This window comes from Alistipes sp. An54, from assembly GCF_002159375.1.
GTDB classification, from domain to species: Bacteria; Bacteroidota; Bacteroidia; order Bacteroidales; family Rikenellaceae; genus Alistipes; species Alistipes megaguti.
Genome location: NZ_NFIA01000009.1, coordinates 57,668 through 75,808, shown reverse-complemented (window position 1 = coordinate 75,808; position 18,141 = coordinate 57,668). Strand labels below are relative to the sequence as shown.

Annotated in this window: 12 protein-coding genes and 1 tRNA gene; 8 read left to right on the top strand and 5 right to left on the bottom strand. The window is 56.4% G+C overall.

The window, feature by feature from the left end:
* Window positions 1-55: 55 nt before the first annotated feature.
* From B5G09_RS09740 to B5G09_RS14205, 6 genes are all read left to right on the top strand, one after another.
* The gene (locus B5G09_RS09740; protein WP_087405006.1) at window positions 56-1,972 is read left to right on the top strand and encodes a carbohydrate binding domain-containing protein; all 1,917 of its coding nucleotides are present in this window, start codon (window positions 56-58) and stop codon (window positions 1,970-1,972) included.
* A gap of 36 nt (window positions 1,973-2,008) precedes the next feature.
* Window positions 2,009-2,662, top strand: coding sequence for a carbohydrate binding domain-containing protein (locus B5G09_RS09735; RefSeq protein ID WP_143256528.1), 654 nt, complete (start codon window positions 2,009-2,011; stop codon window positions 2,660-2,662).
* 249 nt (window positions 2,663-2,911) lie between these two features.
* On the top strand, window positions 2,912-6,787 hold the full coding sequence (locus tag B5G09_RS09725; protein WP_143256527.1) for a fibronectin type III domain-containing protein: 3,876 nt from the start codon (window positions 2,912-2,914) through the stop codon (window positions 6,785-6,787).
* Window positions 6,744-8,036: a glycoside hydrolase family 88 protein gene (locus tag B5G09_RS09720; protein ID WP_343285482.1), complete on the top strand. Its 1,293-nt coding sequence runs from the start codon at window positions 6,744-6,746 to the stop codon at window positions 8,034-8,036. Before B5G09_RS09725 ends, B5G09_RS09720 begins: the two co-directional genes overlap by 44 nt.
* A gap of 913 nt (window positions 8,037-8,949) precedes the next feature.
* A complete protein-coding gene (locus B5G09_RS14365; protein ID WP_343285483.1) occupies window positions 8,950-9,168 on the top strand; it encodes a helix-turn-helix domain-containing protein in 219 nt (72 codons plus the stop codon).
* A gap of 315 nt (window positions 9,169-9,483) precedes the next feature.
* Complete coding sequence (locus tag B5G09_RS14205) at window positions 9,484-10,098, top strand: hypothetical protein (RefSeq protein ID WP_206384439.1); 615 nt, start codon at window positions 9,484-9,486, stop codon at window positions 10,096-10,098.
* Window positions 10,099-10,168: 70 nt separating this feature from the next.
* Here B5G09_RS14205 and B5G09_RS09705 read toward each other — a convergent pair whose 3' ends face one another.
* Window positions 10,169-11,386 carry a site-specific integrase gene (locus B5G09_RS09705; RefSeq protein ID WP_087405001.1) on the bottom strand — a complete coding sequence of 406 codons (1,218 nt, stop codon included), beginning with the start codon at window positions 11,384-11,386 and terminating at the stop codon, window positions 10,169-10,171.
* 254 nt (window positions 11,387-11,640) lie between these two features.
* Window positions 11,641-11,716 (bottom strand) — tRNA-His (locus B5G09_RS09700).
* A 240-nt stretch (window positions 11,717-11,956) separates the two neighbouring features.
* Between B5G09_RS09700 and B5G09_RS09695 the strand changes: the two genes are divergently transcribed.
* Both B5G09_RS09695 and groL read left to right on the top strand, forming a co-directional pair.
* Window positions 11,957-12,226, top strand: coding sequence for a co-chaperone GroES (locus B5G09_RS09695; protein ID WP_087310704.1), 270 nt, complete (start codon window positions 11,957-11,959; stop codon window positions 12,224-12,226).
* A gap of 18 nt (window positions 12,227-12,244) precedes the next feature.
* Window positions 12,245-13,873: a chaperonin GroEL gene (gene groL / locus B5G09_RS09690; protein ID WP_087405000.1), complete on the top strand. Its 1,629-nt coding sequence runs from the start codon at window positions 12,245-12,247 to the stop codon at window positions 13,871-13,873.
* Window positions 13,874-14,006: 133 nt separating this feature from the next.
* On the opposite strand, the gene B5G09_RS09685 is transcribed toward groL, so the two are convergent.
* The 3 genes from B5G09_RS09685 to recN all read right to left on the bottom strand — a co-directional run bounded on the left by B5G09_RS09685 (window position 14,007) and on the right by recN (window position 18,137).
* On the bottom strand, window positions 14,007-15,779 hold the full coding sequence (locus B5G09_RS09685; protein WP_087404999.1) for an erythromycin esterase family protein: 1,773 nt from the start codon (window positions 15,777-15,779) through the stop codon (window positions 14,007-14,009).
* Window positions 15,780-15,800: 21 nt separating this feature from the next.
* Window positions 15,801-16,412 carry a hypothetical protein gene (locus B5G09_RS09680; protein WP_087310899.1) on the bottom strand — a complete coding sequence of 204 codons (612 nt, stop codon included), beginning with the start codon at window positions 16,410-16,412 and terminating at the stop codon, window positions 15,801-15,803.
* Window positions 16,413-16,493: 81 nt separating this feature from the next.
* Window positions 16,494-18,137 (bottom strand): DNA repair protein RecN, encoded by a 1,644-nt coding sequence (gene recN / locus B5G09_RS09675; RefSeq protein WP_087404998.1) that lies wholly within the window; start codon window positions 18,135-18,137, stop codon window positions 16,494-16,496.
* Window positions 18,138-18,141: the final 4 nt, after the last annotated feature.

The window sequence follows — 18,141 nt, the reverse complement described above, 5'->3', positions numbered from 1 at the left end:
ATCTTAATTTTGTTCTGGTGAAAAGACATATATTACTTACCTAAATGTTTGACATATGAATCTCAAAAAATTGTTTTTTACAGCGGGTGCGCTGGGCATGTTGCTGCTGGGCGCCGCTTGTCAGGACGAAGAGACCGAGGTCCCGAACGACAATATACCGCAGGAGCCCGGTGACGATACGCCGTCGACTCCGACAGAGGAGACCGTGCCGTTTACCTTTTCAGTGAGCAATGCATCGGATTTGAAATCGGAAAATCTCGGCATCCTGTTGTTTTATGAAGATGGTACACAAGTCAATGAGACGTTGATCCAAGCCGAACCGGATCCTGAACAATCCGGATTCTATGGATTCGAAGCGGAGGTCAATTCGGCTAAGAAGGTGGATCGCATGCTGGTGATTGCCCCCTGCAATTCGGCGCTCGAACTGATGGAGGAACAACACTTCTTCGGTCAGATGATCCCGACAGTTCAGCAACCCGCCGCCGATGCCTGCGATGCGGATGCGGATGTGCTGGCCGCTTGGGCCCCTCTCGATGACGGGCAAATATCCGTTGAACTGAACTCGGTAGCCACCCCTGTCGAACTCTCGATTCAGGGACTAGCCGACGGGGAGAAGATCCGTTCGGCAGGGCTCTCCGGCTCGGCTGCCCTTTCGGGTTTTGCGCTTGTCGACTGGATGCAGGAACCGCTTGCCATTTCTGGTTTTGCAGCAGATCGCTCTTCAACCAGTCTGACGGCCATTTACCCCGAAGGCCTTGCTGCAACGACTATCCATCTGCTGACGGCCTCGACCGGTCTCGTCTCTCCCGATGTGTTTGTCATCACCGACAGCCGTTTGGTGAAGATCGCTGCGGGATCCGTCACCTTTTCCGGGAGCGACAAACTTTCGGCGTCGGTTGATCTGAACCAAGCGGAGTCGGAACAGGCGCTGACGTTTGATTTTCTGAAGAGCGACGGCACGCCGGCCGCAACGCTTGACGGCGAAGCGTTCACGCTGGTGGGCAGCACCGGGGGAACAACCTATCGTTTCAATGCCCCGCAGTGCAGCTTTGATGCGGAAACGGGCCTTTGTATGAAGGGTGATATGGCTACGCCGGGCACCCTCTCCATTCCCAATATCGATGGCCGACAGGTAACACGTATTGTACTGTCGGTGGATACCCGCCCGGAGATGGCGGCACATGCCCTTTGGTTGGAGACGTTCAACGGCGAGAGCTGGGACAAGATCGATGGTACGGACAAGAGCGTCAGCCTGGAGACGGCCTTGCAGAACGGTGGGTACATCGAATTCGAGATTCCCAAGAAGAGTGTTTCTGCTATCGGGCAATTCCGGATTGCCAAAGGCGTGGAGGGGGTTCCGACCTATGTCCGTTCGATGACTCTTGTCCATGAGGAGAAATCCTGCACGTTTGATCCGGCCAGTGTCATTCCGAACGGCTTTGAGAGCGGTTGGAGGCGCTATGGAACGTCAAGCAGCCCGGACAACAATTACGATCAGGAGAAGGTGTTGGTAATTGATCCGGAAGTGTCTCATGTCGACGATGGCACGGGCTCGCTTCGAATTGGGGGTGTTGATTGTCTCAACAACTGGAAACCCTGGCAGTCGTGGGCTTACCAAGACATCGAGGTGGAGGCTGGTGCCACTTATAGAATCAGCGTCTGCATCAAGACCGAGAATATGCCGGCAACGGCCAATGTCTATCTGGGGTTGGGCTACAAGGACGCCAACAACCAGTGGATGAAGGGTTGGATTGAGGGAAATGATAACTTGACGGCTTATAATCATGTGACCTCACCCTGGGTGGACAAGGAAAAGGGCACGCACGACTGGATCACGCTGACGGCCGAAGAGACGGTTCCGGAAGGGGCCGTCAAGATGGGCAATCTTCAGGTTCGTCTTGACAATGTCATCACGGCTCCCGATGCCTATGTCTGGTTCGATGATATCCAGATGGTCAAAATCAGCAAATAATTTATTTTGAATAACAAAAATTTGAAGACAGCAGCTATGAAAAAGATATTTTTGATTCCGGCCGTACTGACGGCTCTCGTTCTTTGCTCGACGCATGCCCTGGCACAGGAGACTTCGGATGCCGGGCAGATCAACATCCTGGAAAACGGACAGATCGACGGGCTCACCGAATGGGTCATCGTCGGGGTAGCCGACAAACCGGAGAACAACTATGTCAAGGAGCAGATTCTTGCTTATGATGCGAACGAGTCACACGGCTCCGATTGGTCGGGGTCACTCAAAATCGGGAATATCGATCTCAAGAATGGGTTCAAACCGTGGCAGGCGTGGCGCCACCGTGACATCCTGATCGAACCGGGGGCCACGTATGCCATCAGCGTATGGGTCAAGACGGCCGATATGCCCAAGACGGCCAACGTCTATCTGGGCTTCGGTTTCAAGAGTGAAGACAACAAGTGGCTGACGGGCTGGATTCCGGGATCTCCCGAGAAGAACAGCATCGATCACCGTACCTCGCTGTGGATCGACAAGACGAAAGGAACCCATGACTGGGTGGAGCTTACCGGAACAGTGACGGCCCCCAAAGATGCAGTCAAGATCGGTTATTTGCAGGCTCGTGTCGACAATATCATATCGGCTCCCGAGGCGAAAGTTTGGTTCGATGACTTCAAGATTGTCAAGGTAAAATAGCCTGCGGACCCTACACTCCGATGAACCCGTAATACTATTACGGGTTCATCTTACTCCGGAAACAACACATGAAATTCAAGTGACAGAAGGAAAATGAAGAGACTGTTTCTTGCCGCTCTGGTTTTGGCGTTCGGATTTGGAGCGCTGAGTCCGGTCCGGGCAAACGCCCTTGTGCTCGAAAAGAACGGGCATTTGGATTTTACCCGAAAAGACAATCTTGCCCTGCCGACTTACAATTGGCCGAGGACATTGCTGTGCTATCCGGTCGATTTTGAGGGTGGAATCCGGAGCGCTGCGGAACTGACGCTGATCGACAACCGCACCTCTCGCCCCGTTCCTTTCCAATTGGCTCGGGTGGTGAAGTCCGGAGAACGGATTGTGACGGCGGATCTTCATTTCTTCGCGTCGCTTCCCTCCGGAGGAGACTACTCCTTTACGTTGAAGCGTGAGGCCGCGGGCCCCGTTGTAGAAACTCGGCCCGTGATTTCGCAGAACGTCGGTGGTCGGCATACGGTCTCCAATGGAATACTGCGGGTTACCCTCCCGGTCTCGGTTTCGCTCGATGCTGACCGTGCCGAGGCTCCGGTTTTTGCCAAGGATGCCGCGACGGGAGCCCGCAGTGTGGGGCAAATCGTCTCAAAGGGGCCCCGGATCCGTTCCGTAGATGTTTCCGAGGTGGAGAGCGGTCCTCTGTTTGCACAGTATGCCATGACCTACAGATTCGGAAACGATGCGGCTTATCGGCTCGATATCAAGGTGGTGAGCGGTTATCCGTTCGTTATCCTCGACGAGCGGATCGAGGGCCTGACGGTGCAGGACAGCGTCCGAATGGAGTTGACGTGGGCGGATTTTGCCCCGGTCTACCGCTATCCCTTGCAATGGGATCGGACCTTCGACAGTCGCTTCCCGTGGTATCGGATCGATGAGCCGGTCTATACGAACTATTGCCGCGAAGATCCCGCCTGGACGGGGCGCGGTACGCTTGAAAACGTAGCCGAACGGATGTTGTTCCGACTGACCCCCTTCGGCGGGAACTCCGTGCGCGAACAGGTGCCGTTGATCTCTTTTTGGGAGGAGAAGGGCGATGAACTCGGCATATTTGTCTACGACCATGAACGATGGGATGATGGACAATATGGTATTTGGCAACAAGGCCCCGATCTGTCGGTGGGCTTCCGGTACCGGGACAAGCAGCTCGGATTTCTCTATCCACTGGTGAGCGGCACCCGCTCTACGGCTATCGCTCTCTACGGGGTGGATGAAGGGGAACGGGCCTGCGAGATGTTCGACCGGGCGTTGGATGCGATCGGAGGGTCGATGACCGGGAAAAATACGGCTTACCGGTATGCAACGCTGCTTCACAGTCAGTATGCGCTGTTGAATCTCGATCGGGTCAAGAACTGGCAGTTGGAATATCCCAAAGAGGGCGCCCGGGGGAAGATCCCCTTCCAAAGACCGCTTCCGAAGAGTTCGCCCGAAGAGTTCCTCAAAGAGGTGAAGCGTTCGTGTATGGCCTACTATATGATGGGGTTGAACGGTTATCCCGGCGTGCATTCGATCGAACATCGCAACTTCTACGGGCGTCTGACTCAAGGGTATCTGGACAATTATCAGTTGCTGGACAATACGCAACGTCGCCAGGTTGAGGCACTGCTTCTGCTGGCCGGATATGTCAACATGACCGAGGCGATGAATGCCATCCGGACCTGTCTGGCCGGTACGGCCAACATGGCTGCCGATGGATGGTCTGTCACCGGCGTGCTCTCGGCACTTTTCCCCGAGCATGAGATGGCACGTACATGGGCCGATTTCTTCGCCAAGAGTCTCGAAATTTACGGAATCTTCTATACCCGGCCCGATGTACCCCGTTATGAGTCGTTCGGGGGACGCTGGGTCGAGAGCCTCGGCATCTACAACTGGGCCTACTTCAAACCGACCGTTGCCGCCAATCTGGCATTGTGGTCCACACGGGGCGAGAACCGTTTCCCTGGGCTACAGATGGCCTGGCGGGGGCGTTGGATGACCGACATGCTGACGGCTCCGGTGTGGGTTCGCACCTCGGCGGATTCGACCGAGCGCTTGCAGCGGGTCTATACGGCTCACGGAGCCCATTCGGGTGGACGCTTCGTCGAGCAGTACTCGTATGTCTACCAGTTGGCCCGCTTCCTGGAAAATTACGATCCGATGCAGGCCGAACACCTCTATTGGGGGCGTGACATGGGTCGGGCCCCCGAAGGCAAACCCAACGACAGTTGTTGGGACGATGTCTTTGCCGCCTGCTCCGAGACCTCGAACAACGGAACCGACCCGCATCTGAAGAGTGTGAAATATACGGGGCACGGCATTGTCCTGCGTGCCGGAGTGGGGACTCCGGAGGAGCTCTCGATTCATCTCGACCAAGTGGACAAGGGGCCGAACTACCGCTGGGGTAACCAGGGCAGCGGCCACTCCGGCGGACTCTACTTCTATGCCGGCGGGAAGATCTACTGCGGACACGAGAACGAAGCGGCTGGCGACCATACGCAGAACGATACGGACGGCGTGACGAACTTCGGGGTCATGAAGGACGGAACCTTCCGGACGGTGGGATACAATGAACTTACGGCTCCGCTCTATGATTTGGACATTGCTCAATATGCCGAGGTCCGCTCGTCGGAGAAGGATGGCTATTCGTGGCCGGAGTACCTGTCGCGGAGCATCCTGCTCGTTGGTACCGATTATTTCCTGATCTACGACCAGACCGGCACGAACTGGCGGGCCTACCACCGCTTTTCGTGGTTCGTCCACAAAAAGGACCAACTGCCCCGGATCTTCTTTTTCGGGGCGCCGGCCCGCAGGGATCACTGGTATACGGCTCAGACGGAGAATTCGCGGGGCTTTTACCGGGACAACTACGGATCGTTGCTGACACTGGTTACGCACAAGGAGGGGGTGAAGCCGCTGGGCGGACGACTCCAGAAACCCTCGCTACTGGCCTCCGAGGAGGTTTACGAGCACCGCAGTGACCGTCGGGGTATCGAGTATGAGGGGATCTGCGAGATCGCAACGCCCCGCAGCCGGGATATCATCTTCCGCAACGGCCGGGGGCTGCATTGCCAGGAGCCCAATTATGCCTTCGAGGGCGAGGCGGGGCTGATCCGGCGGATGAACTCCGGAGAGATTCAGATGGCGCTCTTCCGCGGCTCGAAGATCGCATACGGTCCGCTGGCCATGGAACTCGAGGCGCAGGGGGATTGTGCCGTGGCGATGACGTTCCGGAATCCTTCGTCGGCCATCGGTCGCTACAAGAGTTATGGCGCGGCGACGTTGCGGATCCGAGGACTCAAGGGCGGTAGGCTTCATATCGACGGCGTTCCGGCTACGCTTTCCGGGCAGGAAATCGATCTGCCTGTCGGCGAACATGTGATCGAATATACGCGGGAAGAGGCCGTCCCGATGCCGTCGCTTGTCGCCTCGGCGGAGTATACGCCGCGCGGGGCCGAACTGGTGATCGGGAAGGCCCCGTCGGCTCGGGAGGTAGTCATCGAACTGTCGGACGACGGCGGTAAACAGTGGCGGAAGGTTGGCCGGTGCGACGGCAATACTTTCGCATTGAAACATCTTCGTCCCGGCAAATACCACGTCCGGGCCGTATCGCTCAACGGCGGCAAACGAGCCGACTCGGCTCCGGAATACCCCCTCTATGTCGACGAGCGCAAACCGCATGCCCCCGAAGGGGTGAGGTTGCGATTGGGGGAGCGAAGTGCTACCCTTTCGTGGGGAACAGTGCCGGGCGTGCGTCGTTATGTGCTCTATCGGCAGAATCCCGGTTCGGGCCGGTTCCGGGTCGTCTACGAGGGGGAGGCCACGACCTTTACGGACCGGAATCTGTCGGGAGTGCGTCCTTGTGACCGGTATCCGTCGGATCGTCCGTTGGAGGCAGATCGGTCGGCTTTCTACAGATATTGTGTTGTGGCCGTTAACGGACGGGGCACGAGCGAACGTTCGGCGGTCGTCGATACGGATCCCGCGTCGTGGGCCAACTGGTATCCCGCCACGGAATTGCGGTTCAAACGTCGTTCTGCCTTCTGGATGGAGCCCTATGTCCCTATGGACGAGGAGTCTGCCCCCTATTACCCGGATTGAAAACAATATTAATACTACCAATATGAATTTTCGAAATACGTCGATGTCGATCTTCGTATGGATCCTTTTTCTGACCGGTGTTTTTGCCGTAGGATGCAATGATCGAGAGTGTACAGACCTTTCGGCCGGATCTTTCCCGGCGAAGGCTGATCCGGTTGAGATCGGGAAATTACTTACCCGTCGGTTTATTGCCGATCCCTATTCGCAATACGGAAGTCCGCTCCGAATCCATGAGCCGCGAACGCAGGTCACTTATCCGGATGTCTGTGCCTGGCTCGGAGGTCTTTGGTTTGCCCATGAAATTGGAGACAGGGAGTTGAAGCAGGGGCTGATCGACAAGTTCGAGCCGCTGTTTTCGAAGGACACCAGTCTGCAGCCTAAACCCAACCATGTGGACAACAATGTCTTCGGAGCGGTTCCGTTGGAGATCTACATGCAGACGCATGATCCGCGGTGCCTGAAACTGGGTATGATGTATGCCGACAGCCAATGGACCCTGCCCGCGGGGTGGTCGCTCGATTCGATGCATGTCCAAAAGAGTTCGATGTATGGCGATTTTGTCGATGCCGGGCTTTTCTTGGCACCGCAGAAAGAGTGGGCCGACCGGGGTTATTCGTGGCAGACCCGCTTCTGGCTCGACGACATGTTCATGATCACGGCGATTCAGTCGCAGGCCTACCGGGTAACGGGTGATGAGAAATACATTGATCGCGCAGCCCGGGAGATGGAGCTTTATCTGGACTCGATCCAGCGTCCGTCGGGTCTTTTCGATCATGCTCCGGGGGCGCCGTTCGCATGGAGCCGCGGCAACGGATGGATGGCTGTCGGGATGGCTGAATTGCTGCGGGTCCTGCCCGAAGATAATATGCACCGTGAACGGATCATGACCGGCTATCTGAAGATGATGCGGACGCTGCTCAACTGTCAGAGCAAAAGCGGCATGTGGCTGCAGGTGGTCGACGATCCGACGATGTGGGAGGAGTCGTCGGGTACGGCGATGTTCACCTATGCGATGATCGTCGGCGTGAAGCGGGGGTGGCTGACCGATCCGGCCTATGCCCGGGCGGCCCGCAGGGGATGGCTGGCTCTCTGTGATCGCATTACGGCAGATGGTTATGTTGAGGACGTTTGTGAAGGGACCATGCTCGGTACGACCAGTGACCATTATCGTAGCAAAAAACGGCTGACGGGCGATGTCCATGGACAGGCACCTGTCCTTTGGTGTGCGTATGCCTTGATTGCGGAATGATACCCTGATGAGGGTTCCTGTCCGGAGGCCCCGAGCTTGAAGTCGAAAACAGCGTGATGGTTTCAGATCGGCGGGTTGATTGGTTTGAGAGGGAGATTGTCGGCCGTGAGGTTCTTCTCGATCTCGATTCACTCTTCCGGTTGTACAGATTCAGGCAACACCGTATCATGGTCGCCCTTTTGTCCTCGTTTTTGGACCGGGACGAGTATTTATGACGGGAATTGGAGCTTGTAGTTGGATTCTTGTTGATGGACCATTCGATAGAAAAGTTTGGGTTTGACTTGGGAGAACCTCGCTTTGCGAGGCAGGCGACGGGTATAGTTTCGGTATTTGTAAAGAACAAGTCCTCTCCAGAAAAGACACCTCCGAAACGATAAATCACGGGCAGATTCTCCGCTGCAATATTACGTGAATCTTCTGGGATTAGAGAATGTTGCTGTCGGTACAGAAAGGCCTCCGCAGCCCTCTCCGTTGTCTTGCAAGTAAACGACCAACAATCCATTCATGAAACTGCTGTCGAATTTATCCATCAATCCTGTTTTTCAGGATTTCGGGATCAAGCTCCCATCATCTGTTCTTTCGCGATGAGATACTTTCCATTGTTTGTGCAGGATCCTTTTGGATACAGTAAGAAAAGCGGCCCTAGAATTTGGGGCCTACTTTTCTGGAAAAAGAGATGGTTTCGGTATGAAACAAAATTCTTCTGTATATTTTTATGAACGCAAACGGTTGAAAATGAGTTGTTGATGGAAATAATGCGCCCTGTTTTAGTTGCAGATTCTGAAAAAAATATAAGTACTTGATAACCAATAGAACCTGAAGGAAAATAGCCGTAAATACATTGTGGCCTGTTCGGTGTATTGTAGTCAGGTGGAAGCTTTAGTATATTGATATATTGAGTGTTGCTTAATGGATTCAGCTCCCTCGCTATACGAATATCTCCCCGGCCCGTTACATGCAACAGTTCCGTTTGCAGGACGCTTGTTGTTTGTTACTGAGTACAGCTATGAGTATCAATAAAATTGCTTTTCGGGTCAATTATAGAGATGCCTACTACTTTTCGAACATGTTTTGTCGCAGTCTGGATATGATTCCGCTCGAATATCGCAATCATTTCGGAGGCGAGAAATAAAAGAATTAACTTTCCCTATGTTCTGTAAATTAATAAATAGGAGTATTTATTGATTTAATGATTATCTTCAAACTCGCAGAACCACATACCATTTATCTATTATTTATTCTTTTAATTCAAACAAAAGGAGCATTAAATAAGGACTTAATGTTCTCCAGATAGGCGATGTCTCTAAACACCTTCGTTATCTCAACTCTTTCAAACGAGCCGTGGGCTGTAGCATCAGCATTTTCTTTCATGAGAATTAGAGAATTGTGTTAGAATGGGCCTGGAATCAGCGCCCATTTTTTGTGTGTAATCCTAAAGGAATATGCTATGAATAATATAGCAAAAAGATTTAGCCGGAGTGAATTCATCAAACTGCTTCATACAAAAAACTTAAACCCGAATAACTCCGATAACAAACGTCTTAGTTTGGCCTACACACGTTTTATCAATCGTATTCAGACTGTCTCCAAACTGGATTCCTGTTCCAGGCTGGAAGCTCTGCAAGCATTGGCGAGGACAAGAGAAATTCTTTTCCGGTTGCAGGCTCAACATAAGGATTCGGAGTCTCTCAGTTATCAATTGATCCGCTCCTCGCTCTCGCTGATCAATTTTGAGAAACAAATGATCTGTCTGCAGCTCAAATATCCGGGTATTCGGAATGTGCATACTTCGCGCCCTCATTCGTCGCTTAAAATCTCGAAACGATTTACCAACTCAGATCTGATGGAGGTAATCGCCACCTTGTCGGCTGTGGGTTTTTTCTGCCAGCAGGATGATTCCCCGGCTACCTTCATGCAGATTACGCGCGAGTTCGAGACGCTCTGCAATACAAGTTTCAAGAATCCGGACAACTGCCGCTGGGCCATCCTGAACCGCAAGAACCGCCTGACCCATTTCCTCGATATGTTGCGAAATACACTAGTCGAGTTGAGCCAGAAGTAAATAGTTCGTCCATAAATGACCGGCCGCAAGGAACTGGAATGGTCCCTTGCCGTCCGGTCGTTTGCCTGCATCAGTTCGTTAGGATTTTCCCGATTTTTTGCATCTCCCTGCTGATATTCGCCTCGGATATTTTGGCATAATGACGGGTCATGTTGGTATTCGAGTGGCCGAGGATCTTGGCGATTATATCAATTGGCATCCCGTATTCGATTGCCAGGGTTGCGAACGTATGTCGGGCAACGTGGACTGTCAGATTTTTGTTGATCAGGCAAATATCGGCAATCTCCTTCAGATAGGCATTCATCTTCTGATTGCTCGGAACGGGCAGCAACTTTCCTTTGAGCCGTAACTCGGGATCCCGCTCGTATTTTTGCAGAATCCGAATCGGATGCGGCAGCAGCGGAATCCGACTTACGACAGCGGTTTTCTCCCGTGGTTTGTGGATCCACAGGGTACCGTTTTCGTCGGCCGTGATGTGCTCGGGCCGCAGGTGGTCAACATCCGTGAAGGCCAGTCCTGTCAGCGCACAGAAGCAGAAAACATCCCGAATCCGCTCCAGCCGTTCGTTGGGCATCGGGCGTTTCAGCAGCAGGTCCAGTTCCGCCTTTGTCAACGGGACTTTGACATTCGTCTTGTCGATCTTCATCTTGTAGAAACGGAATGGATTCTTCTCAATCCACTCGTTCCGGATGGCATAGAGGATGAAGTTCTTCAGGCAGCACAGCAGATTGACCGCTCCGTTGTTCTTGCATTTGTGCCTTGTCTGCATGTGGGTATTCAACCCGTCGATATACTCGTAGGAGATTCTGTCCAGCGGCAGATCCTCCTTTTGATATTGAACCTGGGTGTATTCTGTCATGTAGCGTAGCAGGCGGTGGTATTTGTTAGCTGTAACTTGGGTAATCCGTGTTCCTACTTCTGTTTGTCGTTTTTCGCAGTATTTCGAGAATTCGGCAAGGAAAAGTCGGGAGGTGCCGCCCGGATTCTCGAGCCGCTCCTTGATGGTGAAGCAGTTCGGTATCCTGCCCTCCCGAATCAGAGCATCGTAGGCTGCCAGGATATTGGCCCGATGGCTGTCTACGATGCCGTTGATCTGCAGGGCCACCTTGTCCCGATGCAGGGAGCGTTCCAGACGTTGGTTCCAGCGCTCGGGCTCAATTTGGCAGCGGGTGTAGATCTCGGTTGAGAGGCCGGAGGTGGTGATTCGGGCATAGATGGGTGCTTTGCCCTTTTTGGAGATTCTGGACTTCTTGCAGAAGAAGACTACGGAGAAGGTTGTTCGACGCATGGCTGCATGTTTTTTAAGGGGTTAAACAAACGTTTGCAGCATGGGAGATATTGCGACGCAAATCGATGTGGAACAATGCATTGTGCGAAAATCGTGACCTGTTTTCGGCCTGAGGTAAAACAGGTCACGATTTGGTCTCGGACTCGTTGCCTGAGAATGCATTTTCAGGAACCGTACAAAAATGAAAAAGCCTTACATATCATTGATACATAAGGCTTTTTGCTTGTTTTAGCGCTTCTCTTTCCTGCGCCCTAGGGTGGAAGAAGGGGCTCGAACCCTCGGCCTTCGGAACCACAATCCGACGCTCTAACCAACTGAGCTACATCCACCATGTCGATACGACTCCCGTATCGGTGTGCAAAGGTAATACGTTTTTTTGTTCCCTCCAAAAAAATCGGTCGGAAAATGTACGGGAATTTTCTGCGGGTGACAAAATGGCAGTCCGCCTGCTCGTTTGTCACCCCGAATCTGCCAAAAACCGATTGGCACATCTATTGTTGGAAGAGTGGATGCTTGTTGAAGCGATTATTCGAAAGAAAATTAGATAGTAACAATTAAAAATTAAGTGCTATGAACGTAAAACCCTTATCGGATCGCGTGCTGATTCTCCCGAATCCCGCGGAGGAGAAGACTGCCGGCGGACTGATTATCCCCGACACGGCAAAGGAAAAACCCCTGGCTGGTAAAGTGGTGGCTGTAGGCCCCGGTACCTCGGAGGTGAAGATGGAGGTCAAGGTCGGTGACCAGGTCCTCTACGGCAAGTATGCCGGACAGGAGATCCAGATCGACGGCGAGACCTATCTGATCATGAAGCAGAACGACATTCTGGCAATTATCTAACGTTAAAACGGAACAACCATGGCAAAGGAAATCAAATATAATGTGGAAGCGCGTGAACTCCTCAAGGAGGGTGTCGATGCGCTGTCGAATGCAGTCAAGGTGACGCTGGGCCCGAAAGGTCGCAACGTCATTATCGATAAGAAGTTCGGTGCACCCCAGGTGACCAAGGACGGAGTCACGGTAGCCAAGGAGGTCGAACTGGAGGATTCGTTCGCCAACATGGGCGCCCAGATGGTCAAGGAGGTCGCCTCGAAGACCAACGACGATGCCGGTGACGGTACGACCACCGCTACGGTGCTCGCCCAGTCGATCATCGGTGTGGGTCTGAAGAACGTCACCGCCGGTGCCAACCCGATGGATCTCAAACGCGGTATCGACAAGGCCGTCGCCAAGGTGGTTGAGTCGCTGCGCGCCCAGAGCCAGGAGGTCGGTTCGGACTTCGCCAAGATCGAGCAGGTAGCCACCATCTCGGCCAACAACGACCACAACATCGGTAAGCTCATTGCCGAGGCAATGGCCAAGGTCAACAAGGAGGGTGTGATCACTGTCGAGGAGGCCAAGGGTACCGAGACTCATGTCGAGGTAGTCGAGGGTATGCAGTTCGACCGCGGTTACATCTCGGCCTACTTCATCACCGATCCCGAGAAGATGGAGGCCCAGCTGGAGAAGCCCTATATCCTGATCACCGACAAGAAGATTTCGACGATGAAGGAGCTGATGGGCATATTGGAGCCCGTAGCCCAGAGCGGCCGTTCGATGCTGATCATTGCCGAGGATGTCGACGGCGAGGCGCTGTCGGCCCTGGTGGTCAACAAACTGCGCGGTACGTTGAAGATCGCCGCCTGCAAGGCGCCGGGCTTCGGTGACCGCCGCAAGGAGATGCTTGAGGATATCGCCGTACTGACGGGTGCCACCGTGATCTCGGCCGACAAGGGCATGAAGATCGAGGATACGACGCTCGACATGCTGGGTACGGCCGACAAGGTGACGCTGAACAAGGAGAACACGACGATCGTCGACGGTGCCGGCAAGAAGGAGGCCATTGCAGCCCGTGTTGCCCAGATCCGCGCCTCGATCGAGAAGGCTACGTCGGACTACGACAAGGAGAAGCTCCAGGAGCGTCTGGCCAAGCTGGCCGGTGGTGTGGCCGTCCTTTACGTGGGTGCCACGACCGAGGTCGAGATGAAGGAGAAGAAGGACCGCGTCGACGATGCGCTGGCCGCAACGCGTGCCGCCGTCGAAGAGGGTATCGTTCCGGGTGGCGGCGTAGCCTACATCCGTGCTACGGCCTCTCTTGAGGGCATGAAGGGCGACAACGAGGATCAGACGACCGGTATCCAGATCGTAAAGCGTGCCATTGAGGAGCCGCTGCGTCAGATCGTGGCCAACGCCGGTGGCGAAGGCTCGGTAGTTGTCAACAAGGTGCGTGAGGGCCAGGGTGCCTTCGGTTACAACGCCCGCGACGACAAGTACGAGGATATGCTTGCAGCCGGTATCATCGACCCGACGAAGGTATCGCGTGTGGCTCTGGAGAACGCCGCTTCGATTGCCTCGATGTTCCTGACGACGGAGTGCGTGCTGGCCGAGAAGAAGGCCGAGCAGCCTGCACCTGCGATGCCGGCCGGTGGCATGGGCGGCATGATGTAATGATCGGCCGCTGTCAGCCGACAGCATAAAATGAAAGCCGGGACACTCAGTGATGCGTGTCCCGGCTTTTTTGTGTCCGTTTGTGCCCGGAGGCGGCATCCGGAGTGCCGGCCGGTTGAGGCGCGGGTTCAGATCAGAAGAGCAGTTGCGAGGGGGTGACGCGGTCGATGTAGATCAGGAGATCGAACTGATCGGCGAGCCCTTCGTCCCAGAATTCATCCTCCCATCTCAACGCGCCGATGTGGCGGAACTTCATGCCGTTGATCCATTCGAGGGCGGGTGACTGCTCCTCGCGCAACCGTCGCAGGTCGAGCACGAAGAACGGTTCGTCGAGTTGGTGGAGCAGATACTCGATCGTTCCGGGCGGGGCCGTCTGCACGTCGTGCTGCAGCTCCTCCGAGCCGGGAACGATGATCGAGCAGCGCCCGGCGTGGAAGGTGAAGCCGACATTGAGGTAATCGGCACCGAGCGCCTCCTCCAGATGGCGTCCCATTCGGTTCTCCGCTCGGGAGACGTGGCCGTTATGGCCCCAGATGACCATCCGCGAATCGGGATTTTGCTGCCGGATCCACAGCAGATTCTCCGCCATGCAGCGATCCCGCCAGTAGATCCCCTCGTCCAGACCCAGGTACTGTCTGATGAGGGTGACCAGCTGCCGCTGCAGGGTACAACTTCGGGCATCTGTGGCTGAACGGTCGATCCGGCTCTCGATCCGGTTGAGGTTGCGTTCGATTTCGGAGGCCGTGAGCGAGTCGATCCGGGCCCGATTCCTGCGGTCGTAGCTCAGCACGCTGTCCAGCTTCGGGGCGATTTCATCCAGCAGCTGCCGGGTGGTGGCATCCTTTCCCGCTTCCTGGCGCAACAGCTTCACGGCCTGATTGGCCGACTGCATGTCGATGCCCCGGAAATGGATCGGATGGCCGTCGACGTTCCGCTGCCGCATCCACTCGATCAGCGAGAGCACCTCGTGCGTATCCCAGATCCACATTTCCAGTCCGAAGAGCGCTGCTATGGCCGTTCCCTGACCGTTGCGCAGGTAGTTGTCCAGCGGGATGCCTGCGGCCATGTCGGCTTCGAAGACCACCTGGTCGAACCCCTGCTGGGTGGCCAGGTGGCGGATCAGACGCTCCTTCATGCGGAAAATTTCGCTGGCTCCGTGGGAGTTCTCGCCCAGGGCAACCACCTGACTGTGACCGATCAATGTGTCGAATGACCGTAGGTCGACGGAGTCCGCATCGGTCGCGTCGCACCCGCTCAGCGGATGGATATAACGCCGAAGCTCCGCCTTCTCGCACCGTGTGAGCCGGCTTTTGGGGACCGGGATGCGTGGATCGCGGAGTTTGCGGCCGTCAATCCGGATTTCGAACCGGTCGAACCAGGCCCGGCCTCCGCCTTTCAGCAGGCCGCCGAAACGGACGCCCGAGGCCGAGTCGGGTATCTGCTGCCGGAGCACCATGCGCTGCCACTCCGTCGTGCCGCGCAGGCCGCGTCCCGCAGTGTCGGCCGCCAGGAGATCGTCGTCTTCCGTTTCGGTGAGGATAAGGAACAGATCGGCAAATCCCTCGGTGACCTCCTCCGTACGGACCCAGCCACTGAGTTCGATCTCATGGCCGGCTACCAGCGTGTCGGGCAGCTCCTGGGAGAAGCGGGCCCATGTGTATTTGGTCGTATCGACCTGCTCCAGCCGCAGGCTGTAGCCGCCGTGTTTGCGGCAGTTGCGGTCGCTTGCGGCGGCGTAGCCGTAGTAGACCGAGTCGGGCAGGCTCCATTGGGAGGGGTGGTCCCGGTAGTCGGTGTCCTCGAAATCGAGATTGTAAAGCGTCGTGCGGTTGCATCCGCATAGCAGGGTGCTGCCGAGAAGCAGTGCGCCTGCAAGGAGCCGGATAAGGGGAGGGGAGTAGCTCATGGTCGTATGGTTTCGGTCGGTTTAGGGTTCTGTTCGGTTTGGTTCGGGCATCCAGGTGACGATCCCCTCGACGGGATTCGCCTGCAGCCAGGCCTTAAGTTCCGCCCGGCTCCGGACGCTGCCCTCGATCACCGCCCGGTAGAGGGCAATGCCCGGGATATGCTCCTCGTCGGGCGTTTCGTACTTCAGCCGCAGAATCGCTTCGTGCGTCTCCTCGGTCAGCGTAGCCGCAATGCGGTCGGCCACCCGTTCGAAATAGCCTGCCCAGGGTGAACCTTCCGCCATGTGGATCATGTCGATCTGCCAGAGACGGCCGTCGTGATCCTCGTATTGCGCATGCCACTCCAGGCACCGGTCTTCGGCATCGAGCAGGTTGGCATACTCCATGCGGCGGATCCGCGGATGGGCGGCAATACGGGCCGCAGCAGCAAAACTCCTTTCCACGCGAAGCGGGGTCGGTGAGTAGACGTGCAGGTCGATGTCGAGGTGTTTGCAGAGCAGCCCCGAGCGGAGCGAGCCGACCTCCTCGGTACGTGCTCCGACAGCCTGCCACGCTTCGTGCAGTCCCATTTCGCGGATGATCTCCCGCGCCCGTTGTTGATTCCCGGCCGCCAGGGCTAGGATCGTTTTCATATGGTTCATCGTTGTTCGGCTATGAAAAATTCCCGGGGGTGGAAGCCGCCGGGAATGGATCGTTCTGACGATTGCCGTCCGTTATCTCCCCAGCAGAATCCGGGCCTGTGCCACGGCGGCCTGGGTGATCTGTGCCCCGGAGAGCATCTTGGCAATCTCGGCAATGCGGTCGTCGTCGCTCAGGCGGGTGATCTCCGTCCGGCTGTTGCGCTTGTAGACCACGAAGTGGGTCGATCCTTTCGAGGCGACCTGCGGCAGGTGGGTGATGTCGACTACCTGCATCGAGCCGGCCAGCGACTCGATGATCTCGCCCATGGCGTCGGCAATGCGGCCCGAAACGCCCGTATCGATCTCGTCGAAGATGATCGTCGGCAGCTGCATCCGCTTGGCCAGCAGGGCCTTCAATGCCAGCATCACGCGTGAAAGCTCACCGCCCGAGGCGATCCGCTCGACGGGTTGCGGCGTCATGCGGGCGTTGGCCGTGAAGAGGAACTGCACCTCATCGCGGCCCGTGCGGTCCAGCTCTGCGCGGGGCGTCAGCTCCACGCGGAAAACCGTCTCGGCCATCCCCAGCTTGGTCAGCGTCGCGAGAATCTCCCGGGCAAACCCCGTTGCAGCCTTTTCGCGGGCCTTGTGCAGCCGTTCGGCCAGCGCTTCGGCCTTCCCGACCGCCTCTGCGAGGGCCTTTTCGGCCTCGGCAATTGCCTCGTCGCCGTGGACGATGGCGGCCAGCTGTGCGGCACTCCGTTCGCGCAGGGCGATCAGCTCCGCCTCGTCCGCCACGTGGTATTTCTGCTGCAGGGCGATCAGCGTATCGAGCCGTGCCGAGAGTTTGGCCAGTCGCTCGGGATCGGCATCGAGCCGCTCGCTCTCGTTGGCGGCCGAGGCGTCGATATCCTTCAGCTCCTCGAGTACGGCGTGCAGCCGGTCGGCATATTCACCGGCCGTGGGGTAGCGGTCACGCAGGTGCGCGAGGTTGTTTTCGGCATTTTTCAACTGCATCAGCACACCGGTCTCGTCGCTGTCCAGCGCATTGCGCAGCTCGGTCAGCGTCTCGCCGATGCGGTCGGCATTCTCCAGCACGGCGAGCTCCTCCTCCAGTTCGGCCTGCTCGCCCTTGCGCAGGGCGGCAGCCGTCAGTTCGTCGGTCTGGAAGCGCAGCCACTCCTCGTCGCGGCGTCCCCGTTCGGCCTCCTCGCGCAGGGCGGCCAGCCGGCGGCGCAGCTCGCACATCCGGCCGTACTGCTCGCCGTAACGGGCCAGCAGCTCGCCGTTTCCGGCCACGGTGTCGAGGGCCGACGTGCGGAACTCCTCCGACGAGAGGATCAGGTTCTGGTGTTGCGAATGGATGTCGATCAGCCGCGTGCCCAGTTCGCGCAGCTGGGCCAGCTGCACCGGGACGTCGTTGACAAAGGCCCGGCTCTTGCCCGCCGGGGTGATGATGCGCGTCAGGGAGGTCTCCTCCGCGTAGTCGAGGTCATTCTCCTCGAAGAAGGGCTCCAGTCCGCACCCCTTCAGGTCGAAGGTCCCCTCCACGGTGCAGTTGCGGGCCGCATCCTTCATGGCCGAACCGTCGTTCTTGGCCCCCAGCAGCAGCCCCAGCGCCCCGAGCAGGATCGATTTGCCGGCTCCCGTCTCACCCGTGATGATGTTCAGGTGAGGGTCCAGCTCCATTTCGAGTTTGTCGATAAGTGCGTAATTTTCAACCGACAGACGACGCAGCATAGTT